The sequence below is a fragment of the Bradyrhizobium sp. 192 genome (genome assembly GCF_023100965.1).
Taxonomy (GTDB): domain Bacteria; phylum Pseudomonadota; class Alphaproteobacteria; order Rhizobiales; family Xanthobacteraceae; genus Bradyrhizobium; species Bradyrhizobium symbiodeficiens.
Window position 1 is genome coordinate 500,291 of sequence record NZ_CP064690.1, and the last position, 26,179, is coordinate 526,469.

The window sequence follows — 26,179 nt, forward strand, 5'->3', positions numbered from 1 at the left end:
CGTTAATCGTTGACGCCTCTGGGAGGTCAAGTCCCTCCTCTCCCTAAGATGCGGCGACTTCCTCAAAGCCGACCTTGTTTGGTGAGTTCGCCCTCGTGCGTTAGTGGGGACGAATTGGTCACGGCGGACAAGTGAAGCACCCCTACCCTACGTCGGGAGAGGCGCAGGAGGCTTTCGATCGTCAACGCTTGGCGAAAGTTCGCTGCGGATACGACGTTTTGAAAACCGACCGGAAGCGGACGGAGGTTCTTACCCCGCAGCTTACCCTGCTGGTCGTGTCGATACCGCGTCGATACGAAGCGACTGATATATAAGAGGAAATTGGTGCCGCAAGAGGGATTCGAACCCCCGACCCCGTCATTACGAATGACGTGCTCTACCAACTGAGCTATTGCGGCGAACCCTGCCGGGGCCAAGGCGATGCCGGGCCCGATACGCGCGCTCCTGATATCGGGCATGGCCCGAATTGGCAAGGACATGCCGGGTTCGAAATGCGGCTCACGCGCCCCAGCGGGACCAGAATCCGCGCCAGCCCCCGGCCTGGGCCTTGGGTGTGCCGATTTGTTCCGTAAATTCATCGCTCGGACCCTCGTCGTCGATCCCGGGATCGTCGGGGGCCCGGACGATCGGGATGACCGCGGGAATCGGCGCGGCCGCGGGTTTGCCGAGGTCGGCGCGGCTCCGGAACACCGGTGTCGCCGCCGGCGGCGATGATTCGGCGGCCTCAGAGGCCGGCTGGACCGGTTCGGCGGTCGCAACGGCCGGCTCTTCCGTGGTCATCGGGGGCGAATTGTCCTGTGCCGCCGGCAGCGGTGCCGGTGCTGCCGCGGGCAGTTCCGCCGGGCCTTCGCTCGGAGCCGCCGTCACCCGCTTCGGCGGCGGAGCCGCCAGCATGGCCTCCTCGAAGGCCGAGGATTCGATCGTGGTCCCCTTGTCCGAAGGCAGGCTCGCGACCGGCGTCTGCCACTGGAACGCATCGAGCCGGCCGGTGACCGGGGAGACCGGGCGCCAGCGGTCGCTGACATAGCCGTCGGCAGTCCAGGCCGGATCGTGCCGGCCGCGCACCGCGCGCAAGGTCCAGGCGCGGGCACGGCCGCTATCGCCATGCTCGGCACGCTCGATCTCGGCCATCAGCAGCGCGACGCGCTGGGTCGGATCGTTGACGTAAGGCGCGAGCACTTCGCGCGCACGCGCGAATTCGGAAGCGTCGATCGCGACGCGCGCGATCGCGATCTGACCTTCGACATGGCCAGGCTTGTCGGCTGGGGTCTTGGCCGCGAGCGTCTCGACCCGCTGCAGGCGTTGACGCGCAGAATCGCCGAGCTTCACATGCGCATAGGCGTCCGCAAGATCGGGATGCGGATTGGCGAGCCAGGCGGCTTCCACCAGCTTCATCGCACGGCGCACCTGATGCGCCTCGCTCTCGAATTTAGCCGCGAGCACGGCGGCGGGCACCAGCGTCGGCGCCAGCTTGATCGCCACCATCACGCTCTCGCGCGCGACGTCGCGGTCCATGGTTTCCAATTCCAGCGCGCGTGCGGTGAGCAGCACGCCGCGCTGGCGGCGATAGGCCGGCTTGTCGATCAGTCCTGCGGACAAATTCGAATCGAGGATCGCGAGCGCGCCGCTCCAGTCGCCACGCGCGCAGCGGAAGCCGAGCACCGCATGCGAGGCCCAGGTCGAGGATGGCGACAGCTTGATCGCTTCCTCCGCGATCATCACGGCGCCGACCGCATCGTCGGCGCGCTGCGCCTCGATGAACAGCCCGCGCAGGCCGAGCAGGCGGGTGTCCTCGCGCTCGGCCATGACGCGGAAGACGCGCTGCGCCTCGTCGCGATTGCCTTCGAGCTGCGCCGACTGCGCATGCAGGAGCAGCGCGAGCGGATCGTTCGGCGCATGCCGCCGCGCCGCCTCGGCGTGACGGCGGGCGAGCGCGGTGTCACCATGACCGATCGCGAGCAGGCCGTGGGTGATGGCGTGGCGGCCCCGCGCGTGGCGCTTCTCGTGGCGACGGCGGCGCAGACGGCCCGGCGTGCGCCAGATCGTCGTCAGGATGCTCCAGACCAGCACGACGGCAACGGCAAACAGGCCAAGCAGGAACACGAATCTGGGAAGCGTCGTCGAGAGGCGGAAACCGCCCGCGGTCAGGACGAGATCGCCGGGCTGGTCGGCAACCCAGGCGGCGCCGGCCGCCGCCAGCGCGATCAGGACGAGGAAGAGGACGATGCGAAGCATGACGATCCCTATACGCGCTGATTGTTGCGCGAACCTTTATTGAGCAGGCTTGACGAGATCCGCCATCGCATCGTCGGCGAATTTGCGGGAGGCGGCGAGCGCAGCGTCGCGGGCATCGGCCTTGTCGAGCCAGGCCTGTGCCGGTGCACGGTCGGCCTCGGGCAGCATCTTGAGTTCGCGTCGCGCTTCCACGAAATCATTGCGCAACGCAGCCGCCGTCACCCGCGCGACGATGGCGCCGCGGTCATTGCCGACCCCGTCGGTGCGCTCGATGCGGACGAGCTTCGACGCTCCTGCCTGGAGGCGCTCGACGATGCCCGTGCCGCTGGTCTGGGCTTCCACCGGCGGCGACAGCTTCGGCACGATGTTGAGCAGCTCGCGGCTCAGCGCCACCGGCGTCGGGATGCCTGACGCGGCAAAGGTGTCGAGCGGCTTCAGCATATCGGGCTTTGCCGCCATCGACCGCGCTGCGGCCAATTGCGATTGGTACGCATCGCCGTGACGAACGGCGACATCGAGCAGGGCCGCCGCCACCACATGGCGCAGCGGCTTGTCATCCATCGTCTTCGCATCGGCGATCTTCTCGCCCTGCTGCGCGAGCTCGGCGCGTTCGGTCTTGGCGGCGCGCTCGAGCTGGGCGATGCGGTCGCTCAGAGCGGCGAGGTCGGGTGCGGCAGCGCGCGGCGCCGATTGGGCATCGTTCAATGTGCTCGCGGTCTTGTCGAGTTGCGTCCGCAGATTGGCGACGTCGCTGCGCAAGCTGCTTGCGGACTTCTCCAGCGCGTCGATCCGCGCCGCCATCGCCGGATCGACGGCGGGCTTGCCGGCCCTGGCTTCGACTGCCGCAACGCGGCCGCTCAGCGCATCGACCGTCGTGCTCGTGACTTGCGGGGTGGCCGGCGGCGCCTGCACGGCGGGCCAGCCCAGGATCCAGCCGACCCCGATCACGACCGCGGCTGCGGCAGCGCCGGAGAACGGCGCGATGATCCAGGGCGAAATCGGCGCGGACACGACGGCAGGCTGTTCCTCGGCGCGTTCAGGCTGCGGTTCGGACTCGATCTCTTCAGACTTGAACGCTTCGGACTTGATCTCTCCGAACTCGGCTCCCTCGACCCTGGCCTGCTCGTGCGCGGCCGGCTCGGGCTCTGGGTGCGCCTCCGGCTCGACGGCCGTTTCCTGCGGCTGGGTCGAGACTTCGGTGGCTTCGAGGTCGATGGTGGGCGGAGTGCGCTTGGCACGGCCGGACTCAGGAGCCAATCCTGCGTCTTCGGGCTTGTCGTCGGCCATCGTGACGGTTCCTCACACTTCCATACTCGGGACGGACCCGATTACGTCGGATTCGGCCCGACCTCTTACGCCAAACGGGTGCGCAAAGCACGCTCCAAGGTGTCAAATAGGGCATTTTCGTCCGGCGTTGCAGCCACCAGGACCTGCGACGCGCCGGCATCGCGCAGCACGCTGGCGACCGTCTCGGACAGGCAGCATTGCGGGATCGCCAGCGCCGAGATCTCGACGCCTTCGTCCCTGGCGGCATCCAGGAATGCCCGGGCGCTGCGCCGGGAGTAGTGCAGCACCGCCTCGACGCCGTGGGCCGCGAAGCCCTCGCAGACCTCGCGCGGCAGATGCTTGACCGGCGCCATGCGATAGGTCGTCTGCGTGACCACGCTAAACCCCTCAGCACCAAGCTCGCCGCCGAGGTCGCGCGACAGATCCGCGCCTGCAAGATACAGCAGCGTGCTCTTCTTCTTCAGCACCTTGTCGCGGGCGCTCTGCATCACCTTGTCGCGCAAGGACGCGGCATCGCCGCTGGCGACGAGCACCTCGGCAAAGCCGGCGCCGCGCGCCGCAGCAGCCGTATGCTCGCCGACCGCAAACAACGGCAGCTCCAACAGACCAAGATCCCGCAATTGTGGCGCGACGGCACGGATCGCGTTGGCGGATGTGACGAGGATGGCGCCGTAGGTAGCTTCACTCCCGTCATGGAAGGCAACCGGCTCGAACTTGAGCACCGGCGCAAGCAGCACCGCAAGCCCCCGCGCGCGCAGACCTTCCGCCGTCGCCTCATTGTCGGGATGCGGCCGAGTAACGAGAATGGACATCGCTGGTGTTCCCGAACCAATTGGCGGCGACGCATTCGTGAGGAAGCCGCGCGCGGCGATTGCGCAATCTGGCCCCGGAATGCTACCGGACGTACCAGAACTCTGCTTTGCGGATGAGCGCAAGGGGGATGAGAAGGGCGCAAATTGGATAACAATTCGCCAATGCTGGTACTGGGCATCGAAACAACCTGCGACGAGACCGCCGCGGCGGTGGTCGAACGCACGCCTGACGGCAGCGGCAGGATCCTGTCCAACATCGTGCGCTCGCAGATCGAGGAACACGCCCGCTTCGGCGGCGTGGTGCCGGAGATCGCCGCCCGCGCTCATGTCGACCTGCTCGACGGCATCATCGAGCGCGCGATGCAGGAGGCCGGCGTCAGCTTCGCCCAGCTCGGCGGCGTCGCGGCCGCGGCCGGGCCGGGCCTGATCGGCGGCGTCATCGTCGGACTCACCACCGCAAAGGCGATCGCGATGGTGCACGACACGCCGCTGGTCGCGGTCAACCATCTCGAAGCGCATGCGCTGACGCCACGCCTCACGGACGGAATCGAATTTCCCTATTGCCTGTTCCTCGCCTCGGGCGGCCATACCCAGATCGTCGCGGTCACCGGCGTCGGCCAATATGTGCGGCTCGGCACCACCGTCGACGATGCGATCGGCGAGGCCTTCGACAAGGTCGCGAAGATGCTGGGCCTGCCTTATCCAGGCGGTCCGCAGGTGGAACGCGCGGCCGCAAGCGGCGACGCCACGCGCTTTGCGCTTCCGCGACCGATGCAGGGACGACCCGATGCCAATTTCTCGCTGTCGGGATTGAAGACGGCGGTCCGCACCGAAGCGAGCCGGCTAGGCGAGATCACGCCGCAGGACATCAGCGATCTCTGCGCGAGCTTCCAGGCCGCCGTGCTGGATTCGACCGCCGACCGGTTGAGCGTCGGCCTCAGGCTGTTCCGCGAAAAATTCGGCGCGCCGCGCGCGTTGGTCGCGGCCGGCGGCGTCGCCGCCAATCAGGCGATCCGCGGTGCCCTCGATGAGGTCGCACGGCAAGCCGGGACGCAATTGATCATGCCGCCGCCTGCGCTCTGCACCGACAATGGCGCAATGATCGCCTGGGCCGGCGCCGAACGCCTTGCGCTCGGCCTGACCGATACGATGGAAGCGCACCCCCGCGCGCGCTGGCTGCTCGACGCCAACGCAACGGCGCCGGCGGGCTACGGCAAGACCCGGGCTGGATACTAGCAATGCCAGCGTTCGATTCCGTCGCGGTGATCGGAGCGGGGGCCTGGGGCACCGCACTCGCAACCGTGGCGGCGCGGGCGGGACGGACCGTCACGCTCTGGGCGCGCAATGCCGAGCACGCCGCGCGGATCGCATCGACGCGCGACAATCCGCGGCTGCCCGGCGTGCGGATCGCTCCAGAAATCGTCGTCACCAGCGATCTCGCCAAGTCGTCGCGCGCCGGCATATTGCTGATCGCAACACCGGCGCAGCATTTGCGTGGCGCGGTCAACATGCTGGCCTCGCATCTGACAAGGCCGGTGCCGATCGTTGCCTGCGCCAAGGGCATCGAGCACGGCACCCATAAATTCATGACCGATGTGATCGCGGAGGCCGCGCCGCACGCGCAGCCTGCGATCCTGTCGGGCCCGAGCTTTGCCGACGATGTCGCGCGCGGCTTGCCGACGGCAGTGACGCTGGCGGCAAAGGACGAGGCACTGGCGAGCAACCTGGTGCAGGCGCTGGGCTCACCGACGTTCCGTCCCTATCACTCCACCGACATTCGCGGCGTCGAGATCGGCGGCGCGGCCAAGAACGTGCTGGCGATCGCGGTCGGCATCGCGGTCGGACGCAAGCTCGGCGCCTCCGCCCAGGCTGCGCTGACGACCCGCGGCTTTGCCGAGCTGACGCGCCTCGGCCGCGCCCTCGGCGCACGCAGCGAGACGATCACCGGCCTGTCCGGCCTCGGCGATTTGATCCTGACCTGCTCGAGCCCGCAGTCGCGCAATTTCGCCCTTGGCCTCGCACTCGGCCGCGGCGAGCAGCCACCCGCGGGCAAGCTTGCCGAGGGCGAGTTCACCGCGCCGGTGCTGATCGAACTCGCGGCTTCGCGCAACGTCGAGATGCCGGTGTCAGAAGCTGTGGCTTCGATCCTGAGCGGCCGGAGCACGATCGACGCCGCGATCTCCGCACTGATGACGCGCCCCTTCAAGGCAGAGGAATGACATCTTCTCGTCATACCCAAGCTTGTCGCGGGCATCCACGTCTTGATATGAATTGATGGTAGAGGTTTGGATGGCCGGGACATAGGCGAGCGGAAGCGACGCCGTCCTTCGGACGGCTATGCCCGGCCATGACGAACGGATAGGGCGCGCGCTATGAACTACTGGCTGGTGAAATCCGAACCATCGGTGTGGTCCTGGGACCAGCAGGTCGCAAAGGGCGCCAAGGGCGAAGCCTGGACCGGCGTGCGCAACTACACCGCACGCATCAACCTCGTGAACATGAAGAAGGGCGACAAGGCGTTCTTCTATCATTCCAACGAAGGCAAGGAGATCGTCGGCATCGCCGAGATCATCAAGGAGGCCTATCCCGACCCGACGGACAAGACAGAAAAATTCGTCTGCGTCGACATCAAGGCCGACAAGCCGTTGAAGACACCGGTGACGATGGCCGCAATCAAGACCGAGAAGAAACTCGCCGAGATGGCACTGGTGAAATATTCGCGCCTGTCGGTGCAGCCGGTGACGGCCGAGGAATGGAAGCTCGTCTGCAAGATGGGCGGGGTTTAGAGCGGCAGATGCAGCTCTGAGCAAAGCGCGCTTAGCGCCGTGCCCACGATCTTTCTCGATATCTCGTTAGAAGTGGTGGGCACGCTGCGCTTTGCCCACCCTACGGCACCGCGTTACACTGCGGCGGTCGCGACAACCTGCTGCAAGAGCTGCTCGCGCCGCGCCTGCGAGCGCTGGCCCTTCATGGTCGCGGCGAAGCGCTCGAGGATGCCATCCTCGAAAGCGGTGACGATGGTGTCGTGGACGTAGCTTTTGCGGCAGATTGCCGGCGTGTTGGAAAGCTTGTCGGCGGCGGCGCGGATTGCGTCCAGCACCTGCTTCTTGCGGCCGCGCTGGCTGGTCGCCGGTGTGATCCGCGACAGCGATTCGACGACGACGGCCGAGGCCATCAGCGTGCGGAAATCCTTCAGCGAAATCTTGATGCCGGCGATCTCGCGCAGAAACGCGTTGACCTGCGTGGTGCTGACCGCCCGCACGATGCCGTAGGCATCGCGATACTGGAACATGCGCTTGCCCGGAACGTCGCGGAGAATACCGATAGCGCGCACCAGCTTGGCAGCGTCGCATTCTTTCCGCACCGCCTTGCCGCCCTTCGCCTTGAAGGTCAGCACGAAGCTGTCGTCTTCCAGCGTGACGTTGGACTTCAGCATCGTGGTCGCGCCACGCGTGCCGTTGAGACGGGCGTAGGATTCATTGCCGGGGCGGATCGCGGTGCGCGCGATCAGCTCGATCACGGCCGAGAGCGCGAATTCACGCGTCGGTTCGTCGCCCGACAGGAACGCCGAGACCTTGCGCCGGATCTTTGGCAGCGCGCCGACGAGCTTTTCCAGGCGATGCGCCTTGCGGTGCTCGCGGACCTTCTCCCAATCGGCATGATAGCGATATTGCAGCCGGCCCGCGGCATCGCGTCCCACGGCCTGGAGATGCAAGCTCGGATCGGCGGAGTAACGCACCTCGCGATAGGCCGGCGGCACCGCCATGGCGTGCAGCCGGCGGATGGTGCGGGCGTCGCGAATATGTGCGCCGTTGGGGCGGACGAAGGAATAGCCTTTGCCGCGCTTGATGCGGCGGATGGTCAGCTCGTTCTGGTCCCCGAGCCGCAGGCCGAGCTCCTTGGCGAGCGCCTCGACCGTCGCCGCGGGCGCCGTGTCGAAGGCCTTTTTCGGGCTCGGACGCCTGAAAGGGGCCGGTTTCGGCCATTGACCGAGGGCTTTGGCCAGCGCAATAGCGGCAGGATCGGCTGAAGCGGGCCGTATCGTCCCGAGATTCTGCTGATCCATCATAGCCTTATGCCTAAGCCCTGTCTGTTATCGGTCAATGCCGCTGTTCTGATTTTTGTTCCGAAGGATCTCGTTGGACCCGGGTTGGCCATTTAGGGTGTTCCGAACCGTATTGCGAGTCCCGAATCAGTGAGATGTGGTTTCTAAATACCTCTGTCGGTGCATGAGGGCTCTGCGCAGGCCCGATCCGCACACCTGAGGAAAGAACCCGAAGCCGCCCGTTTGGCCTGTTTCAGAACTGCGACAATCACAACGGGTGACCTTGATCTTCCGCATGGCCGGTGGGCCGCCGAAGGTCCAGCTTGTGCTCCTTGTCGGGCCCGGTTAGCCCGACGCATAATCAGTCAATGATCAAGTCGGCTCGCCAGTCGCTAGCGTTCGGCCTGCCGTATGTGGAGGGAAAGCATGTCCGAGAAGATCTACGACGTCCCCGCGGAATGGGCGAAGCGCGCCTGGGTCGACCAGGCCAAGTACAAGGAAATGTACGCTCGCTCGATCTCGGACCCGAACGGTTTCTGGGCCGAACAGGCCAAGCGCATCGACTGGATGCACGCGCCGACGAAAATCGAGAACGTCTCCTTTGCGCCGGGCAACATCTCGATCAAATGGTTCGAGGACGGAATCCTCAACGTCGCCCATAACTGCGTCGATCGGCATCTCCACACCCGCGGCGACCAGACCGCGATCATCTGGGAAGGCGACGACCCCTCGCAGTCCAGGCACATCACCTACAAGGAGCTGCATGACGAAGTCTGCCGGATGGCCAACATCCTGCGCACCCGCAACGTGGGGAAGGGCGACCGCGTCACCATCTACCTGCCGATGATTCCAGAGGCGGCCTATGCGATGCTCGCCTGCGCGCGCATCGGCGCGATCCACTCGGTGGTGTTCGCGGGCTTCTCGCCGGACAGCCTCGCCCAGCGCATCAATGACTGCAAATCCAAGGTCATCATCACCGCGGACGAAGGCCTGCGCGGCGGCAAGAAGGTGCCGCTGAAGGCCAATGTCGACGCCGCGCTCGCCAAGGCCGATGACGTCGACTGGGTCGTGGTGGTCAAGCGCACCGGCGGCAAGGTCGACATGAACCCGACGCGCGACCTCTGGTACCACGAGGCGGCGGCGATGGTGACGACGGAATGCCCGGTCGAGCACATGCACGCCGAAGACCCGCTGTTCATCCTCTACACTTCAGGCTCGACCGGCCAGCCCAAGGGCGTGCTGCACACCTCCGCCGGCTATCTCGTGTTCGCCTCGATGACGCATCAATACGTCTTCGATTATCATGACGGCGACATCTACTGGTGCACCGCCGACGTCGGCTGGGTCACCGGCCACAGCTACATCCTCTACGGGCCGCTGGCGAACGGCGCGACCACGCTGATGTTCGAAGGCGTGCCGAATTATCCGGATAATTCCAGGTTCTGGAACGTCATCGACAAGCACAAGGTCAACATCTTCTACACCGCGCCGACCGCGATCCGCGCCCTCATGCAGAGCGGCGACGAGCCGGTGAAGAAGACCTCGCGCGCCTCGCTTCGTCTGCTCGGCTCGGTCGGCGAACCCATCAATCCCGAAGCCTGGGAGTGGTATCACCGCGTCGTCGGCGACGACCGCTGCCCGATCGTCGATACCTGGTGGCAGACCGAGACCGGCGGCATCCTGATCACCCCGCTGCCGGGCGCGACCAGGCTCAAGCCGGGCTCGGCGACACAGCCGTTCTTCGGCGTGGTGCCTGAGATCGTCGACGCCGACGGCAAGGTGCTGGACGGCGAGACCTCGGGCAATCTCTGCCTGACGCGATCCTGGCCCGGCCAGATGCGCACGGTCTACGGAGACCATGCCCGCTTCGAGCAGACCTATTTCTCGACCTACAAGGGCAAGTACTTTACCGGCGACGGCTGCCGCCGCGATGCCGACGGCTATTACTGGATCACCGGCCGCGTCGACGACGTCATCAACGTCTCCGGCCATCGCATGGGCACCGCGGAAGTCGAGAGCGCGCTGGTGGCGCATGAGAAAGTCTCGGAGGCTGCCGTGGTCGGCTTCCCGCACGACATCAAGGGCCAGGGCATCTACGCCTATGTCACCCTGATGGCCGGCATCGAGCCGACCGACGACCTGCGCAAGGAGCTCGTCACCTGGGTGCGCAAGGAAATCGGCCCGATCGCCTCGCCCGACCAGATCCAGTTCGCGCCGGGCCTGCCCAAGACCCGTTCCGGCAAGATCATGCGCCGCATCCTGCGCAAGATCGCCGAGGACGAGCCGGGCAGCCTGGGCGACACGTCGACCCTGGCCGATCCCGCCGTGGTCGATGATCTCGTCCAGAACCGGCAGAACAAGAAGTCGGCCTAAGGCAAGCTCTTGTGCCCCGGACGCAGCGCGGCGCGCACTTCGCGGTGCGCTGCCGAGCCGGGGCTCATCCAACCGTGCAACGAAAGAACCGAGTCCGGCTCGGCGCAGCAGCGCCAGGGCGCTGCAGCGCGTCCGGGACACGAGTCGGCCTTTCGCGCCGAGGCCCCCTGAAACAACAGCCGTTCACACCCTCACGGACTTGTCAGGGCTTGCACCCGCGCGGCCGCATCTTTCCGGCCGAGTGTTGTTTTCAGGTCATTTACTTTATTTCGAACATTTCCTTTGTTTCCCCCGCTGGCTGCCCCTTGGCGGCCGTGCGTGGAAACCAACCGGTTAACGGGCGCGGTTAAGATTGTCCCCTGACAAGGACGGGCAAGGTGGCGATTGCCGGTTGTGCGTCATTTTGGACGATCCGTTGCGGGCTGGGGGAAAATCGATGTCGATAAGGATTGCTGTGGCGCTCGCCGCCACCATCGGGGCAGGTGTGTTGATGCCGACGGCGGCGCAGGCGCGGCCGGAAATGGTGGGGGCCCATCTGGCCGACTATTCGCCGGGCACGATCGTGGTCAAAACCAGCGAGCGGCGGCTTTACCTCATTCTCGATAGCGGCCACGCCGTGCGCTATCCGGTCGGCGTCGGCAAGTCCGGCAAGCAGTGGGCCGGCACCACGCGCATCGACGGCAAATATCGCAACCCGGCCTGGGCACCGCCGGCCGAGGTGAAGCGCGACAAGCCGAGCATCCCGGACGTCATTCCCGGCGGCTCGCCGCGCAACCCGATGGGCGTCGCGGCGATGACGCTGGCCGGCGGCGAATATGCGATCCACGGCACCAACGTGCCGGGCTCGATCGGCGGCTTCGTTTCCTATGGCTGCATCCGCATGCTCAACGACGACATCACCGATCTCTACGGCCGCGTCTCCGTCGGCACGACGGTGGTCGTGACGCGCTGATCGCCGCGCCCGACCTGAATTGAAAAAGCCGCATCGATCTATGCGGCTTTTTGTTACCAGAAGCGCCAGCCGCGTCCGCACCAGCCGTTGCGGTGGCCACCATCGTAGCTGCGCACATAGCCGCCTGCGAGTAACGCCGCCGAGACGTTGGCAGTGCGTTTGGTCGCGACGTCCGCGAGCACGCGGGCATATTTGTCCTGGCCGAGATTGAAGATCGCGACGCCGCCCTGGCCGAGCAGATTGCGCAGCGCATCGCTCGCGGCCTCGGCCTTGTCGAGCTCGTCCTGGCAGGATGCTTTCATCTCGGGTGCATCGATGCCGCGCAGGCGAACGCGCGCAACGAGATCGCGGCCATTGGGCTGATGCACACGCGCAAGGAAAGTATCGCCGTCGACGGTTCTGACAACATCGACCGGCTGACGCATGTTGGAATTGCCGGAGTGCTGCAGGATGATCTCGGCATCGCGCGACTGTCCGTCATCCGCATGTGGAATGGGCCACGTCGTTCCATGGCGAAAGCCGAGCACGATCGCCGTGACGATGCCGACCACGAACATCCACGGCAGCAGCCCGGAGAAGCGGCGGCCGAAAGGCGAGCCGCTGTAGGAGGGCCGGTAGGGATGGTTGGGATCGAAGCGCGACATCCCGCGCACGCTAGGGCTGAGTCGGCTGAACCGGCAAGAGCGAGTGACCGGCGTCTCAGAAGTCCGAAGCGATACCCTTGCGCTCCCAATCGCCGTAGCGGGTGGGCTCAGGTCCTTTCGGCCCCTGCAATTCCTTCGGCGCGGCCTTATCATGCGCGGCCGCTGCCTGCCGGCGCGCCTCGGCCTCAGCCAGCGCGCGCTGGGCGGCCTGCGGAAGTTTCTTGCGATCGGGAACGGAGGCCTGGTCACTCATCGCGCGGTTCCTAGCGCAGGATCTGGGGACATGCGAGGTCCAATATCGCATTGCTGAGATGGTCATGGCGGGCTGTAAAGGCGAGAGGCCTTTCTTACATTTGGCATATTCGCGTGCCAGAGATCGGGTTCTCAAGGCATGCGCCCCTCGGCGGAACTGCCGCTCGCTCAGAACCTTAAGCCGCATGCCATCTCAACGTTTTGCTCCTCCGTCCGAAGTGCCAGGCCTTGCAGCACGACGGATCGCTGCCGACATCGTCGACGGCGTGCTGCACAAGCACCGTACGCTCGACGACCAGCTCGACGGCAGCGGCGCCCATCCCGGACTGAAAACGCTGGCCGACCGCGACCGCGCGCTGATGCGCCGCCTGGTCGCGACCGTGCTGCGCCGGCTCGGCACGCTCGGCCATGTGCTGTCTCGCCTGCTCGACAAGGGCATCCCCTCCGAGGCGCCGCGCGCGCAGAGCGCGCTCCTGATCGGCGCGGCGCAGATCCTCTGGATGGACGTGCCGGATCACGCGGCCGTCGACCTCTCCGTTCGCCTGGTGCAATCCGACCGGCGCGCCGCGCGCTATGCCGGCCTCGTCAATGCCGTGCTGCGCCGCTGCGCGCGCGAGGGGACGGCGCTGGTCGAGGAGGTCGCGGCGCAATCGCTGGATCTGCCGCCATGGCTGCTCGCGCGCTGGAGCGCGCATTATGGCGAAGCAACCGCAAGGGAGATGGCGCGGGCGCTCGGCCACGAGCCCTCGCTCGATCTCACCGTGAAGTCCGATGCCACGCAATGGGCGAGTCGCCTGCATGGCGAGACGCTGCCGACCGGAACGGTGCGGATGCTGCTGCACGGCTCGGTGACCATGCTGCCCGGCTTCGCCGAGGGACAATGGTGGGTGCAGGACGCCGCCGCGGCGCTGCCGGCCCGGCTGTTCGGCGACGTCAAGGGCAAGTCCATTGCCGATCTCTGCGCCGCCCCAGGCGGCAAGACCGCGCAACTGGCGCATGCCGGCGCGCATGTCACGGCGATCGACCGCTCGCCGGCCCGGGTGGCGCGGCTGCGTGAAAACCTGGCGCGACTGTCGCTCCAGGCTGAGACCGTCGTCGCTGACGCCGTGGAATGGGCCGGCCCTGCCGAAGGATTCGACGGTATTTTGGTCGACGCGCCCTGCACCTCGACCGGCACGATCCGCCGCCATCCGGATGTGGCGTGGCTGCGGCAGGAATCCGATGTCACCGCCATGACCGTGCTGCAGCAGCGGCTGCTGCGAAAATCGGTGACGCTGCTCAAGCCGGGCGGTACGCTGATCTATTGCACTTGCTCGCTGGAACCCGAAGAAGGCGAGCAGCCCGTGGCCACGCTGCTCGCGGCCGAACCTGCGCTTCGCCGCGTTCCGATCGAGGCGCCGGAGGTCGCGGGCCTGAGCGAAATCCTCACCCCCGAAGGCGATCTTCGCACTCTGCCCAGCCATCTGCCGAACGCCGATCCCAAGCTCGGCGGGCTCGACGGATTTTTCGCGGCCCGACTCGTTAAATCCTGATTTTGCACTGGATTTTGCGACCACGACGCTGATTCGCGCCGTTCAAGGTGGTGTCAGCCGTTCGATTTTGGGATTAATAAGGATTCGTCGGAATCCTCTCCCCCTTCAAGGCAAGGCGTGTCAGTCGCTCAACGCAGACGTATCTCGACGCTGGTCATGAACCGCTTCGCGCGGAACGTGCTTGCGCGCGCGAGCGGCGGTTCCGTTGCGCTGTCGCGGGTCTGGCCGGGACGCACGGACAGGCTGATCATCGCACCGCACGATCTGCGCACCGCGGATGCGACTCGCGCCGCCGAAATCTATGCCGGCCGATTCGTCTTCGCCGGCAAGATCGTCAATTGCCACGGCCGTTCGATCTTCGATCTCGAGCCGCCGTCGGAGGATTGGGAGGTCGCGCTGCTCGGCTTCGGCTGGCTGCGCCATTTGCGCGCCGCCGACACTGCGCTGACACGGGCGAATGCGCGCGCGCTGATCGAGGATTGGATCGCCAATCCCGCCAACAAGCGTCGCCCGGTCGCGCGACGCGCCGACGTGCTGGCCCGGCGCGTGATCTCGCTGCTGTCGCAGGCGCCGCTGGTGCTCAACGAGACCGACAACAAATTCTACCGCCGCTACCTGCGCGCGCTCGCGCGCGAAATCCGCTTCCTGCGCTATACCATGGTCGACATTCCCGACGGGGTGCCGAAGCTCCAGGTGCTGATCGCGCTGTGCTATGCGGCCCTCTGCCTGGCCAACCAGGCGCGTCACATCCGCAGCGCATCGAAGAAGCTGTCGGACGAATTGCAGCGGCAGATCCTGCCCGACGGCGGACACATCTCCCGCAACCCGGGCGCGCTGATCGAACTCCTGATCGACCTGCTGCCGCTGCGCCAGACCTTTGCCGCGCGCAACATCGCGCCACCGCCGGCGCTGCTCAATGCGATCGACCGCATGATGCCGATGCTGCGCTTCTTCCGGCATGGCGACGGCAATTTCGCGCTGTTCAACGGCATGAGCGCGACATCGTCCGACTTGCTCGCCACGCTGCTCGCCTATGACGACACCCATGGCGTGCCGATGGCGAACATGCCGCACACCGGCTTCCAGCGCCTCGATGCCGGCCAGACCACCGTGATCATCGACACCGGCCCGCCGCCGCCGGCCGGCGTCAGTCACGACGCCCATGCCGGCTGCCTGTCGTTCGAGCTGTCCTCCGGCATCAGCCGCATCGTCACCAATTGCGGCATGCCGACCACCGGCCGCGACAATTGGCGGCCGTTCGCACGCGGCACGGCGGCGCATTCGACGCTGACCTATCACGAGACATCGTCATGCCAGTTCGTCGAGATGTCGGCGATGAAACGGCTCCTGCACGGCTCGCCTGTTACCAGCGGGCCGGTCGAGGTCGAGAGCTATCGCGAGATCGTGCAGAACGGCACGCTGCTCACGAGTTCGCATGACGGCTATCTCGCCAAGTTCGGCGCTATCCATCGCCGCGTGCTGATGATCGCCGATGACGGCGCGCGCATCGACGGCGAGGACACGCTGTCGCCGCCGCAGGGCGGACGCTTCAAGGGCGCTGATGCCGATTTCGCATTGCGCTTCCATCTGCATCCCGCGGTGAAGGCGAGCCGGCTGTCGGATGCGCGCGGCGTCATGTTGGTGCTACCGAACCGGGATGTCTGGACCTTCGAGGCGCTCGACGACAAGGTCGACCTCGAGGATAGCGTGTTCCTGGCCGGCAATGACGGGCCGCGCCGCACCGCGCAGATCGTGATCCGGCAGGACGCGCGGCAGGCGCCCTCGATCCGCTGGAGCTTCGTCCGCTCCACCGCATCGCCGACCGTCACCAATGCCCGCCGCAACGCCCGGCGCGAACCGGAACTTCCGCTCTAACCGCGGATTCGACCCCATCTGATCGTTGTGAACCGCGCCAAAAACTGCTATCGAGCCCTCGCTCGCGCGACTGGCGACCTTGGATGGAGCACCATCGGGAAGCGCGGGACTGAGAAGCCGCGCGCCTGGGCATAGACACTCCTTAAGACAGAGGATCTTGCTCATGACTGACCATCCCCGCCGCGTCACCCGTGCCCTGCTTTCCGTCTCCGACAAGACCGGCCTGATCGAGTTCGCCAAGGCGCTTGCCGCGCATGATGTCGAGCTGGTCTCGACCGGCGGCACCGCGAAAGCGATCGCTGCGGCCGGCCTCAAGGTGAAGGACGTCTCCGACCTCACCGGCTTCCCCGAGATGATGGACGGCCGCGTCAAGACGCTGCATCCGAAGGTGCATGGCGGCCTGCTCGCGATTCGGGACAACAAGGAGCACGCGGACGCGATGAAGGCGCATGGCATCGCGCCGATCGATCTTCTCGTGGTCAATCTCTACCCATTCGAGGCGACCGTCGACAAAGGCGCCGGCTTCGAGGATTGCATCGAGAACATCGACATCGGCGGCCCCGCGATGATCCGCGCCGCCGCGAAGAACCATGACGACGTTGCGGTCGTCGTCGAGGCAGATGACTACAAGGCCGTGCTCGACGAGCTCGCCGCCAACAACGGCGCGACCACGCTGAAGCTGCGCCGGCGGCTTGCCGCGAAGGCCTATGCGCGCACCGGCGCCTACGACGCCGCGATCTCGAACTGGTTCAACCGTCAGATTGAGATCGATGCGCCTGACTTCCGCGTCCTCGGCGGCCGGCTGATCCAGTCGCTGCGCTACGGCGAGAACCCGCACCAGACCGCGGCGTTCTATGCGACGCCCGACAAGCGCCCGGGCGTCTCCACCGCGCGGCAGCTGCAGGGCAAGGAGCTCTCCTACAACAACATCAACGATACCGATGCGGCCTATGAATGCATCGGCGAGTTCGACGCCAAGCGAACCGCGGCCTGCGTCATCGTCAAGCACGCCAACCCCTGCGGCGTCGCGGAGGGGTCGAACCTCGTCGAGGCCTACCGCAGGGCGCTGGCCTGTGATTCCACCTCGGCCTTCGGCGGCATCATCGCGATGAATCGTCCGCTGGACGCCGACACCGCCCGCGAGATCACAAAAATCTTCACCGAGGTGATCATCGCGCCCGATGCGACCGAGGAGGCGATCGCGATCATCGGCGGGAAGAAGAATCTGCGCCTGCTCCTCGCCGGCAGCCTGCCCGATCCCCGCGCGCCCGGCCTCACCGCCAAGACGGTGGCCGGCGGCCTGCTGGTGCAGAGCCGCGACAATGCCGTGGTCGACGACATGACGTTCAAGATCGTGACCAAGCGCGCGCCCACGGACGCGGAGATGCGCGACCTCAAATTCGCGTTCCGGGTCGCAAAACACGTCAAGTCGAACACCATCATCTACGCCAAGGATCTCGCCACCGTCGGCATCGGCGCCGGCCAGATGAGCCGGGTGGATTCAGCCCGGATCGCGGCGCGCAAGGCGCAGGATGCGGCAGTTGAGCTGAAGCTCGCCGAACCGCTCACCAAGGGCTCGGTGGTGGCGTCGGATGCGTTCTTCCCGTTCGCCGACGGCATGCTCGCCTGCATCGAGGCCGGCGCCACCGCGGTGGTGCAGCCCGGCGGCTCCATGCGCGACGACGAGGTGATCAAGGCCGCCGACGAGCACGGCATCGCCATGGTGTTCACAGGCACGCGTCATTTCCGGCACTAAGGCCGTTAGCAAGAATGCAGCCCGGATGGAGCGAAGCGAAATCCGGGTTTCGCAATCTCACAAAGACCTTCGCGGATTGCGCTTCGCTCCATCCGGGCTACGGAGTGCGGCGGGAGTCATGTTTCCTTCACCCGCATCAACAGCCCCAACCCCGCGACGAAGAACACCACCAGCACGGCCATGCCGGCCTTCTGGCTTGCGGTCACCGCGGTGATCGTGCCGATCAGCAACGGTCCGATGAAGGAGGTCACCTTCCCGGTCAGCGCAAACAGGCCGAAATACTGCGCGATGCGGTCTCTCGGTGCGAGGCGGATCAACAGCGTGCGTGAGGCGGCCTGGAGTGGACCACCGGCGGCGCCGATGAGGCAGCCCAGCACGAGGTAGGCGCGCTCGGCCGCGCTCGAGAATAAGGGTGCATCTGCCTGCGGCGGCGCGACCTGGATGAACAACACACTGTCCTTGTCGACCAGGAGAATCGCCGCCACCGACAGCAGCAGCACGAGCATGCTGCCGGCGATGACGCGCTTCGGCCCGAGACGATCGTCCAGCTTGCCGCCGAACCATGCGCCAAACGCGCCGGCGATCGCGAGCATGATGCCGAAGGTGCCGATCTGGATCGTGTGCCAGCCGAAGGTGCCCGCAGCATAGATGCCGCCAAAGGCGAACAGCGACACCAGACCGTCGGTATAGATCATGTTGGCGAGCAGAAATGCCGCCAGCGATCTCTGCTGCGGCAGGCTTCTGATCGATTGGCCCAGCTCCGACAGCCCCGCACGCAAGGCCTCGCGCATCGGGCGCTTGGCCGGATAATCCGGCGTGAACAGGAACAACGGTGTCACGAAGAGGATGAACCACAGCCCGGTCAGCGGCCCCACGATGCGATCGCCCTGATGGCTGACCGGATCGAGCCCGAACAGCGGCGTGAGGCCCAGCAACGTGCGGCCGGTCTGTGGGTTGGCCGCGAGGAAGCCGAGCACGATGATCAGGCTGACGATGCCACCGACATAGCCGGTGGCCCAGCCGGTGCCGGAGAGCCGGCCGATCCGCTCCGGCGGCACCAGCGTCGGCATCATCGCATTGTTGAAGAGGGTGGCGAACTCAGCGCCGACGCTGGCAAGCGCGACGGCTGTAAGCAGCGGCGGAATGATCGAGGGATCGCCGGGCTTGCCGATCCACAGCGTGCAGGATGCCGCCACCAGCAGCGCTCCGAATCCCGCGATCCACGGCTTCCGACGGCCCGAGGCGTCCGCGATGGCCCCCAGCAGCGGCGACATCAACGCAATCGCAAGGCCCGCGGCCGCCATCGCAAATCCCCACAGCGATTGGCCGGCGGCGGGATTCGGCGCAATGCTGGTGGCGAAATAGGGCGCGAACACGAAGGTCGTGATCAGCGTGAAATAAGGCTGCGCGGCCCAGTCGAAGAAAATCCAGCTGACGACGGCGGCGCGCGGCGGATAGGTCCGCGGCACGCCGGCCATGCGCGCATCCGGGGCGATCGTCGTCATCACGCAGTCCTCATCACGAACAGTTTTGGCTGTCTTGAGGCAAACCGTATAGCATTGCCGCGAGGCGTGTGAACTGTCCGAAGCCACGACGGAAGTTTCATTTTGATGATGTCGTCACATTCGACCCGACGGACGTTTTTCGCCGTCATTGCCACTCTGGCGTTTGGTCTCGCACCCGCGACCGCTCAGGATGCGCGGCGGGCCTATGTTCCTGCTGCACCCGACACGGTGCGCGCCGTAGCCGCCGAGCACGGCATGGTCGTCGCGCAGGAGAAGATATCCGCGCAGATCGGTGCCGATATCCTGCGAAGCGGTGGCAATGCGGTCGATGCCGCGGTCGCGACCGGCTTTGCGATGGCCGTGACCTATCCGCGTGCCGGCAATATCGGCGGCGGCGGCTTCATGGTGATCCATTCCGCGGACCGCAACGAAGACATCACGATCGACTACCGCGAGACGGCGCCGGCGGCGACCACGCCGCAAATCTTCCTCGGCGCCGACGGCAAGCCCGATATTGCGAAGTCACGGGATTCCGCGCTCGGCGTCGGCGTGCCCGGCACGGTTGCGGGCCTCGCTCTGGCATGGGAGAAATACGGCTCGGGACACTTCACGCTGGCGCAATTGCTCGCGCCCGCGATCACGCTCGCCCGCGATGGTTTCGTCGTCAGCGACGACATGGCCGACACGATGCCGGGCTGGCATCGGCGGCTGGCACGCTGGCCGTCTTCGGCCAAGATCTTCTCGCGGCCCGATGGCACGCCGGTCGGTGAAGGCGACAGGCTGGTGCAGGGCGATCTCGCCGAAACCCTGTCGACAATCGCCGCACAGGGGCCACGCGGCTTCTACGAGGGGCCGGTTGCGGAAAAGCTCGCCAAGGCCGTAGCTGAGGCCGGCGGCATCATGACGCCCGCCGATCTGAAGGCCTATCAGGCTGTGATCCGGGCGCCGGTGCGCGGCACCTATCGCGGCTACGACGTCGTGTCGATGCCGCTGCCTTCGTCGGGCGGCGTCGTGCTGGTGGAGACGCTCAACATCCTCGAGGGCTTCCAGCTTGCCGATTTGAAGCAGGGCTCGCCGACATCGTTGCATCTTCTGATCGAGGCGATGAAGCGCGCCTACGCGGACCGCGCGCGCTATCTCGGCGATCCCGCTTTCGTCAACGCACCGATCGAGACGCTGACCGCCAAGGACTACGCCGCCAAGCTGCGATCAGGCATCTCCATCGAACGCGCCACACCGTCGAAGGAGCTCGTTTCCGCGGCCTCCTCGCCGCGCGAGGGCAGCAACACCACGCATTTCTCTGTCGTCGATTCCCGCGGCAACGCGGTCAGCAACACCTACACGCTGAACTTCAGCTACGGCGTCGGCCTCATTGCCGACGGCACCGGCGTGCTGCTCAACAACGAGCTCGACGATTTCACCGCCGCCATCGGCGCCTCCAACGCCTATGGTTTGGTCGGCTTTGAAGCCAATCTGCCCGGACCCGGCAAACGTCCGCTCTCGTCGATGTCACCGACCATCGTGCTCAAGGACGGCAAGCCCGTGCTGGTGACGGGTTCGCCCGGCGGCAGCCGCATCATCTCGACGGTGCTCCAGGTGATCGTGAACGTCCTTGACTACAAGATGGACGTTGCTGCCGCAGTTGCGGCGCCACGGCTGCATCATCAATGGCTGCCGGATGAAGTGCGCATCGAGCGTGGCTTTCGCAGCGATGTTCTGGGCGAGCTGAAGGCGATGGGTCACGTCATCGTCGAGCCCATGGGGCAGACGTCGGCCAACTCGATTGTCGTGACACCCCACGGGCCGCTCGGCGCGCCCGATCCGCGCACGCGGGGCGCCGAAGCAGCGGGGCAGTAACACGTCATTTGCATGGCACGGGAGCGCGGACCCGCTAGCTCTCGCTGCCACGCGTGCTACCAAAGCGCAGCTTTCGAGAAACTGCCGGGGAAACGCACATGACGCCAGCCGATCCGAACCAGCGCATCGAGCGCACGGAGATCGAAGACACCAGCCTTCTTGCGTTCTATCGCGACATGAACGTGCCCGAACGCCGGACGTTCTGGGCGTGCGCGGCGGGCTGGGCGCTCGACGGCATGGACTTCATGATCTATCCGCTGGTGATCGGCACCATCATCGCGCTGTGGAAGGTCGATGCGGCCTCGGCTGGCCTTGCCGGCACGGTGACGCTGCTGGCCTCCGCGATCGGCGGCTGGCTCGGCGGTTATCTCTCCGACCATATCGGGCGGGTGAGGACGCTCCAGATCACCATCATCTGGTTCTCGTTCTTTTCGCTGGTCTGTGCTGTCGTGCAGAATTTCGAACAGCTCCTGATCGCACGTGCCGTGCTCGGGCTCGGCTTCGGCGGCGAATGGGCGGCAGGCGCGGTGCTGATGGGCGAGGCGATCCGGCCGCAATATCGCGGGCGCGCGGTCGGCTCGGTGCAATCTGGCTGGGCAGTCGGCTGGGGCCTCGCGGTGCTGTCGCAGGCGATCCTGTTCTCGGTCTTGCCGCCGGAGATCGCATGGCGCTGGATGTTCGTGATCGGCGCGCTGCCGGCGCTCCTGGTGTTCTACATCCGCCGCTCCGTCACCGAGCCGGCGATCGCGGTCGAGGCTCGCGCCAGGCACGCCGCGAGCGGCGATCGCCCGGCGATCTGGGAAATCTTCTCCGGCCCGATTTTGAAGACCACGATCCTGGCCTCGCTGATGGCGACGGGTTGCCAGGGCGGCTACTACGCCGTCACGTTCTGGGTGCCGCAATTCCTGACCAAGGAGCGCCATCTGTCGATCGTCGGCTCGACCGGCTATTTGTCGACGCTGATCATCGGCTCCTTCATCGGTTATCTCACCGGCGCCTGGCTTGCCGACCGGATCGGGCGGCGCAATTTGTTCCTGATCTTCTCGATCGGCGCCATGGCGGTGGTGCTGCTCTATACGCAGCTGCCGCTCACCAACGAAATCCTCTGGCTACTCGGCTTCCCGCTCGGCTTCTTCGCCTCGGGCTATTTCTCCGGCATCGGCGCGTTCCTGACCGAGCTCTATCCGACGCGGCTGCGCGGCTCCGGCCAGGGCTTTTGCTACAATTTCGGCCGCGGCATCGGCGCGCTGTTTCCATTCCTCGTCGGCGCGCTGTCGGCGTCGACCTCGCTTGCGAATGCGATCGCGATCTTCGCGGTGGTCGCCTATGTGGTGTTCTTCATCGCCGCCTTTGCGCTGCCGGAAACACGCGGACGCGTGCTGCACGCGCACTGATAGGCACCATCGTGCGCCGTCTTCCTGGGGCGGTGAGGAAGCTTACCGCCCCACCTGATACGGCCCGCCCTTCTCCAGCGCGCGCGCATAGGCCGGGCGCGCGTGGATGCGATCCAGGAACGCCATCGTCTTGGGATGGCCCTGCTCGAGCCCGCCGCGCGCTTGCGCCGCTTCCAGCGGGAAGCTCATCTGGATGTCGGCTGCGGTGAATTCGTTGCCGGCGAACCACTCGCTCTTGCCGAGCTCGCCTTCCCAATAATCCATGTGCTGCTTGAGCTGCGGATTGACCAGCGTGGTCAGCGCCTGGTTGGAGACCTTGCGCACCAGCGGACGAAGCAGCGCCGGCGCGCGCTTCGGCATCAGCGTGAACAGCAGCTTGAGCAGCAGCGGCTGCATCGCGGACCCCTCGGCATAATGCAGCCAATAGGTGAAGCGCAGCCGCTCCGGTGTATCAGGCGGCGGAACCAGCCGGCCGTTGCCGTAGGTCCCGACGAGATATTCGATGATCGCGCCCGACTCGGCGATGGTGTTGCCGTTGTCGGTGATGACGGGCGACTTGCCGAGCGGATGGATGGCGCGCAGCTCCTTCGGCGCGCGCATATCCGGCTGGCGCTGATAGCGCACGATCTCGTAGGGCACGCCCAACTCCTCGAGCAGCCAAAGCACGCGTTGCGAGCGGGAGTTGTTGAGGTGGTGAACGGTCAGCATCGGCGAGGTCCCCAGGGCAGGCGTGATGGCTAGGCGTCGTCGGTCGGTCGCGTACCTGCCAGTCCGGGACCGCGATGTCGAGCCTGGGGAGCGGATATTTTCACCCGGGTATATTGACGTCAATAATTTACCCGGGTATTAAATAGTCCGAACGTCGTAAAAGTGGCAATGATTCCAATGAACAAGATTTTCACCGCCTTCCAGGGCCAGCGTCGCCTAGTGTCCGGGCCGGCAGGCGAGGTCGCGCTGGTCGTCAAGCGCGTGGCGCCGCGGCCGGACGAGCCCATCATCATCTTCGAGGACGGCACGGGTCGATCGATCGATTTCGATCTGCGCGGCGGGGATCGCGAGGTGCTGGCGCGGCTGGCCAAGCTCGTGCCGCCGCCGGTCGAGGAAACCGTACCACCGAGCGAGCCGCGCGGGCGCGGCCGGCCGAAGCTCGGCGTGGTCGCGCGCGAGGTGACGCTGTTGCCGCGACATTGGGAGTGGCTCGGCGCGCAGCCGGGCGGCGCCTCGGTCGCGCTGCGCAAGCTCGTCGATGAGGCGAGGCGCGCGAGCGGCGACAAGGACCGCGAACGGCAGGCGCGCGATGCGGCCTATCACTTCATGTCGACCATGGCGGGCAACCTGCCGCAGTTCGAGGAAGCTTCGCGCGCATTGTTTGCGGATGACCGGCGGCGCTTCACCGGACTGATCGCGGATTGGCCGTCCGACATCCGCGACCACATCGTCAAGCTCGCCTACAGCGACCGCGCTTAAGGCGCTCTCACACAACCCCATCGACGGCCGGGCCGCGCCTTGCGCGCGGCAACGGCTCCGTGCGCCCTGATGAAAGGCCGATCCATGTCTGCACCCAAGCCGCTCTCGACAACATTTCTCCGCTTCCTCGCGCCCTTGATGCTGAGCAACGCACTGCAATCGCTGTTCGGCACCGTCAGCAACGTCTATCTCGGCCAGATGATCGGCGTCGACGCGCTGGCGGCCGTGTCGGTGTTCTTTCCCGTGATGTTCTTTCTGTTCGCCTTCGTCATGGGGCTGAGTACCGGCGCGACCGTGCTGATCGGGCAGGCCTTTGGCGCGGGCGAGCACGACAAGATCCGGAGCGTTGCAGGTACGACGCTCGCGATCAGCCTTCTGCTCTCCATTTCGATCGCGCTGATCGGCGGGCTGTTCAGCCGCCCGCTGATGATGGCGCTTGCGACGCCGGCCGACATTCTCGACCAGGCCAGCGCCTACGCGCGGATCATGCTGCTCACCATGCCGCTCGGCTTCGTCTTCCTGCTGATGACGGCGATGATCCGCGGCGTTGGCGACGCGCTGACGCCGCTGCTGGCGCTGGCGTTGTCGACCGCGATCGGCCTGATCCTGACGCCGATGTTGATCCGTGGGTCGTTCGGACTGCCGGCGGCCGGCATCACCAGCCCGGCATGGGCAGCCGCGATCTCGAACGCGCTCACCTTGATCGCGCTGGCGCTGTATCTGCGGCGGAAGAAGCACGCGCTCGCTCCGGACGCGGCGCTGCTGCGTCACCTCAGGCTCGACGGCGCCATGCTCGGAAAGATCCTCGGCATCGGATTGCCGAGCGCCGTCGGCATGGTGGTGATGGCGATCGCAGAGCTGGTGCTGCTCGGACTCGTCAACGGCTATGGATCGGCCGCCACGGCGGCCTACGGCGCCGTCAACCAGGTGATGGGCTACACGCAGTTCACGGCGATGTCGATTTCCATCGCAGTCTCGATCCTCGGCGCGCAGGCGGTCGGTGGCGGCGACAGAACCCGGCTCGACGGCATCGTGCGGACCGGGCTCGCTTTCAACCTGGTTCTGACCGGGGGGCTCGTGGCGCTGATCTATCTCACGCCCCGCGCGATCCTCGGCATCTTCGTCACCGACGGCGCCGTGCTCGATCTGGCGAAGGAGCTGCTCTTCATCGCCTTGTGGAGCTCGGTGCCGTTTGGCCTCGCCACGGTGTTCTCTGGTGCCATGCGGGCGGCCGGCGTCGCGCTGACGCCGATGCTGCTCTCAATCTTCGCGATTCTCGCCATCGAGTTGCCGGCCGCGGTGATCCTGAGCCGCACGATCGGCCTTGCGGGCATATGGGCCGCCTATCCCATCGTGTTCTGCGCCATGTTCGTTTTGCAGATGGGCTATTACTTCCTGGTCTGGCGCAAGCGGGGGAATCCTGCGCTTGGTCTGACGGTCAAAGTATTATGATCATCATTAAACGATGGACCTGTGGGACACGCTGCGTCACAATGCGCGGAAAGTCAGATCAAGATGTCAGGTCAGGGAGATCGAATTGACCCGCATAGCCCCGCAGTTCCTGTTCGATTTCGGCAGCCCCAACGCCTATCTCAGCCACCTCGCGATCCCCGCGATCGAGCAGCGCATCGGCGTCAAGTTCGAATACGTCCCGATCCTGCTCGGCGGCATCTTCAAGTCGACCAACAACAGGTCGCCGGCCGAGACGCTCGCCGGCATCAAGAACAAGCGCGAATTCCAGCAGGTCGAGACCGAGCGCTTCATCAAGCGCTTCAAGGTCCAGCCTTATGTCTGGAATCCGCACTTTCCCGTCAACACGCTAAACCTGATGCGCACGGCGATCGCAGCTCAGCTCGAGGGCGTGTTCGAAAAATACGTCGAGGCCGCCTTCCACCACATGTGGCGCGAGCCGAAGAAGATGGACGACCCCGAAGTCGCGGCGAAGGCACTGGCGTCCTCCGGCCTCGACGCCCAGAAGCTGTTCGCCCGGGCTCAGGAGCCGGAGGTGAAGGGCAGGCTGATCAAGAACACCGAGGAAGCGGTCGCCCGCGGCGCGTTCGGCTCACCGACCTTCTTCGTCGGCAACGAGATGTTCTTCGGCAAGGAGCAGCTGCGCGAGGTCGAGGAGATGGTGTCGGGAAAGTGAAGTGCGCGAATGGGAGGTAGCGAATAGCGAGTGGAAATCTCGCCTGC

At 65.9% G+C, this 26,179-nt stretch carries 21 protein-coding genes, 1 tRNA gene and 1 riboswitch; of the genes, 13 read left to right on the forward strand and 9 right to left on the reverse strand.

What is annotated here, in order from left to right; all coding sequences use genetic code 11:
- Window positions 1-322: 322 nt before the first annotated feature.
- The 4 genes from IVB24_RS02340 to IVB24_RS02355 all read right to left on the reverse strand — a co-directional run bounded on the left by IVB24_RS02340 (window position 323) and on the right by IVB24_RS02355 (window position 4,334).
- A tRNA-Thr gene (locus IVB24_RS02340) sits at window positions 323-398 on the reverse strand.
- A gap of 100 nt (window positions 399-498) precedes the next feature.
- Entirely contained in the window at window positions 499-2,235 is a 1,737-nt protein-coding gene (locus IVB24_RS02345) for a heme biosynthesis HemY N-terminal domain-containing protein (RefSeq protein WP_247771938.1), read from the reverse strand.
- Window positions 2,236-2,271: 36 nt separating this feature from the next.
- Window positions 2,272-3,522 (reverse strand): hypothetical protein, encoded by a 1,251-nt coding sequence (locus IVB24_RS02350; RefSeq protein WP_247771939.1) that lies wholly within the window; start codon window positions 3,520-3,522, stop codon window positions 2,272-2,274.
- A gap of 65 nt (window positions 3,523-3,587) precedes the next feature.
- Window positions 3,588-4,334: a uroporphyrinogen-III synthase gene (locus IVB24_RS02355; protein ID WP_247771940.1), complete on the reverse strand. Its 747-nt coding sequence runs from the start codon at window positions 4,332-4,334 to the stop codon at window positions 3,588-3,590.
- A gap of 162 nt (window positions 4,335-4,496) precedes the next feature.
- On the opposite strand from IVB24_RS02355, the gene tsaD reads away from it, so the two are divergent.
- The 3 genes from tsaD (at window position 4,497) to IVB24_RS02370 (ending at window position 7,120) form a co-directional block, all read left to right on the forward strand.
- Complete coding sequence (gene tsaD / locus IVB24_RS02360) at window positions 4,497-5,570, forward strand: tRNA (adenosine(37)-N6)-threonylcarbamoyltransferase complex transferase subunit TsaD (protein WP_247771941.1); 1,074 nt, start codon at window positions 4,497-4,499, stop codon at window positions 5,568-5,570.
- A 2-nt stretch (window positions 5,571-5,572) separates the two neighbouring features.
- Complete coding sequence (locus tag IVB24_RS02365; RefSeq protein WP_247771942.1) at window positions 5,573-6,553, forward strand: NAD(P)H-dependent glycerol-3-phosphate dehydrogenase; 981 nt, start codon at window positions 5,573-5,575, stop codon at window positions 6,551-6,553.
- Window positions 6,554-6,706: 153 nt separating this feature from the next.
- Window positions 6,707-7,120 (forward strand): EVE domain-containing protein, encoded by a 414-nt coding sequence (locus IVB24_RS02370; protein WP_247771943.1) that lies wholly within the window; start codon window positions 6,707-6,709, stop codon window positions 7,118-7,120.
- Between the two features lie 113 nt (window positions 7,121-7,233).
- Here the strand turns inward: IVB24_RS02370 and IVB24_RS02375 are convergent, their stop codons facing one another.
- Entirely contained in the window at window positions 7,234-8,403 is a 1,170-nt protein-coding gene (locus tag IVB24_RS02375; protein ID WP_166467580.1) for a DNA topoisomerase IB, read from the reverse strand.
- 402 nt (window positions 8,404-8,805) lie between these two features.
- Here IVB24_RS02375 and acs point away from each other — a divergent pair, with 402 nt between their 5' ends.
- Complete coding sequence (gene acs / locus IVB24_RS02380; protein WP_247771944.1) at window positions 8,806-10,752, forward strand: acetate--CoA ligase; 1,947 nt, start codon at window positions 8,806-8,808, stop codon at window positions 10,750-10,752.
- A 436-nt stretch (window positions 10,753-11,188) separates the two neighbouring features.
- A complete protein-coding gene (locus IVB24_RS02385; protein WP_094975935.1) occupies window positions 11,189-11,704 on the forward strand; it encodes a L,D-transpeptidase in 516 nt (171 codons plus the stop codon).
- Window positions 11,705-11,757: 53 nt separating this feature from the next.
- Here the strand turns inward: IVB24_RS02385 and IVB24_RS02390 are convergent, their stop codons facing one another.
- Both IVB24_RS02390 and IVB24_RS02395 read right to left on the reverse strand, forming a co-directional pair.
- Entirely contained in the window at window positions 11,758-12,348 is a 591-nt protein-coding gene (locus tag IVB24_RS02390; protein WP_247771945.1) for a thermonuclease family protein, read from the reverse strand.
- A gap of 55 nt (window positions 12,349-12,403) precedes the next feature.
- Window positions 12,404-12,601 (reverse strand): DUF1674 domain-containing protein, encoded by a 198-nt coding sequence (locus IVB24_RS02395; RefSeq protein ID WP_247771946.1) that lies wholly within the window; start codon window positions 12,599-12,601, stop codon window positions 12,404-12,406.
- Between the two features lie 184 nt (window positions 12,602-12,785).
- On the opposite strand from IVB24_RS02395, the gene IVB24_RS02400 reads away from it, so the two are divergent.
- The 3 genes from IVB24_RS02400 (at window position 12,786) to purH (ending at window position 17,763) form a co-directional block, all read left to right on the forward strand.
- Window positions 12,786-14,132 carry a transcription antitermination factor NusB gene (locus IVB24_RS02400; protein WP_247771947.1) on the forward strand — a complete coding sequence of 449 codons (1,347 nt, stop codon included), beginning with the start codon at window positions 12,786-12,788 and terminating at the stop codon, window positions 14,130-14,132.
- A gap of 156 nt (window positions 14,133-14,288) precedes the next feature.
- The gene (locus IVB24_RS02405) at window positions 14,289-16,007 is read left to right on the forward strand and encodes a heparinase II/III family protein (RefSeq protein WP_162406942.1); all 1,719 of its coding nucleotides are present in this window, start codon (window positions 14,289-14,291) and stop codon (window positions 16,005-16,007) included.
- Window positions 16,008-16,063: 56 nt separating this feature from the next.
- A riboswitch (ZMP/ZTP riboswitch) is annotated at window positions 16,064-16,145 on the forward strand.
- A gap of 25 nt (window positions 16,146-16,170) precedes the next feature.
- On the forward strand, window positions 16,171-17,763 hold the full coding sequence (purH, locus tag IVB24_RS02410) for a bifunctional phosphoribosylaminoimidazolecarboxamide formyltransferase/IMP cyclohydrolase (RefSeq protein WP_247771948.1): 1,593 nt from the start codon (window positions 16,171-16,173) through the stop codon (window positions 17,761-17,763).
- A 116-nt stretch (window positions 17,764-17,879) separates the two neighbouring features.
- Here the strand turns inward: purH and IVB24_RS02415 are convergent, their stop codons facing one another.
- Window positions 17,880-19,268 carry an MFS transporter gene (locus IVB24_RS02415; RefSeq protein WP_247771949.1) on the reverse strand — a complete coding sequence of 463 codons (1,389 nt, stop codon included), beginning with the start codon at window positions 19,266-19,268 and terminating at the stop codon, window positions 17,880-17,882.
- Between the two features lie 105 nt (window positions 19,269-19,373).
- Between IVB24_RS02415 and ggt the strand changes: the two genes are divergently transcribed.
- Both ggt and IVB24_RS02425 read left to right on the forward strand, forming a co-directional pair.
- Window positions 19,374-21,125, forward strand: coding sequence for a gamma-glutamyltransferase (gene ggt / locus IVB24_RS02420; RefSeq protein ID WP_247771950.1), 1,752 nt, complete (start codon window positions 19,374-19,376; stop codon window positions 21,123-21,125).
- 98 nt (window positions 21,126-21,223) lie between these two features.
- Window positions 21,224-22,519: an MFS transporter gene (locus tag IVB24_RS02425; protein ID WP_094975942.1), complete on the forward strand. Its 1,296-nt coding sequence runs from the start codon at window positions 21,224-21,226 to the stop codon at window positions 22,517-22,519.
- Window positions 22,520-22,561: 42 nt separating this feature from the next.
- On the opposite strand, the gene IVB24_RS02430 is transcribed toward IVB24_RS02425, so the two are convergent.
- Window positions 22,562-23,227 (reverse strand): glutathione S-transferase, encoded by a 666-nt coding sequence (locus tag IVB24_RS02430; RefSeq protein ID WP_247771951.1) that lies wholly within the window; start codon window positions 23,225-23,227, stop codon window positions 22,562-22,564.
- Between the two features lie 177 nt (window positions 23,228-23,404).
- Between IVB24_RS02430 and IVB24_RS02435 the strand changes: the two genes are divergently transcribed.
- From IVB24_RS02435 to IVB24_RS02445, 3 genes are all read left to right on the forward strand, one after another.
- Window positions 23,405-23,986 carry a DUF2239 family protein gene (locus IVB24_RS02435; protein WP_162308835.1) on the forward strand — a complete coding sequence of 194 codons (582 nt, stop codon included), beginning with the start codon at window positions 23,405-23,407 and terminating at the stop codon, window positions 23,984-23,986.
- Window positions 23,987-24,070: 84 nt separating this feature from the next.
- A complete protein-coding gene (locus IVB24_RS02440) occupies window positions 24,071-25,438 on the forward strand; it encodes an MATE family efflux transporter (protein WP_247771952.1) in 1,368 nt (455 codons plus the stop codon).
- Between the two features lie 85 nt (window positions 25,439-25,523).
- The gene (locus tag IVB24_RS02445; protein WP_247771953.1) at window positions 25,524-26,132 is read left to right on the forward strand and encodes a 2-hydroxychromene-2-carboxylate isomerase; all 609 of its coding nucleotides are present in this window, start codon (window positions 25,524-25,526) and stop codon (window positions 26,130-26,132) included.
- Window positions 26,133-26,179 lie beyond the last annotated feature (47 nt).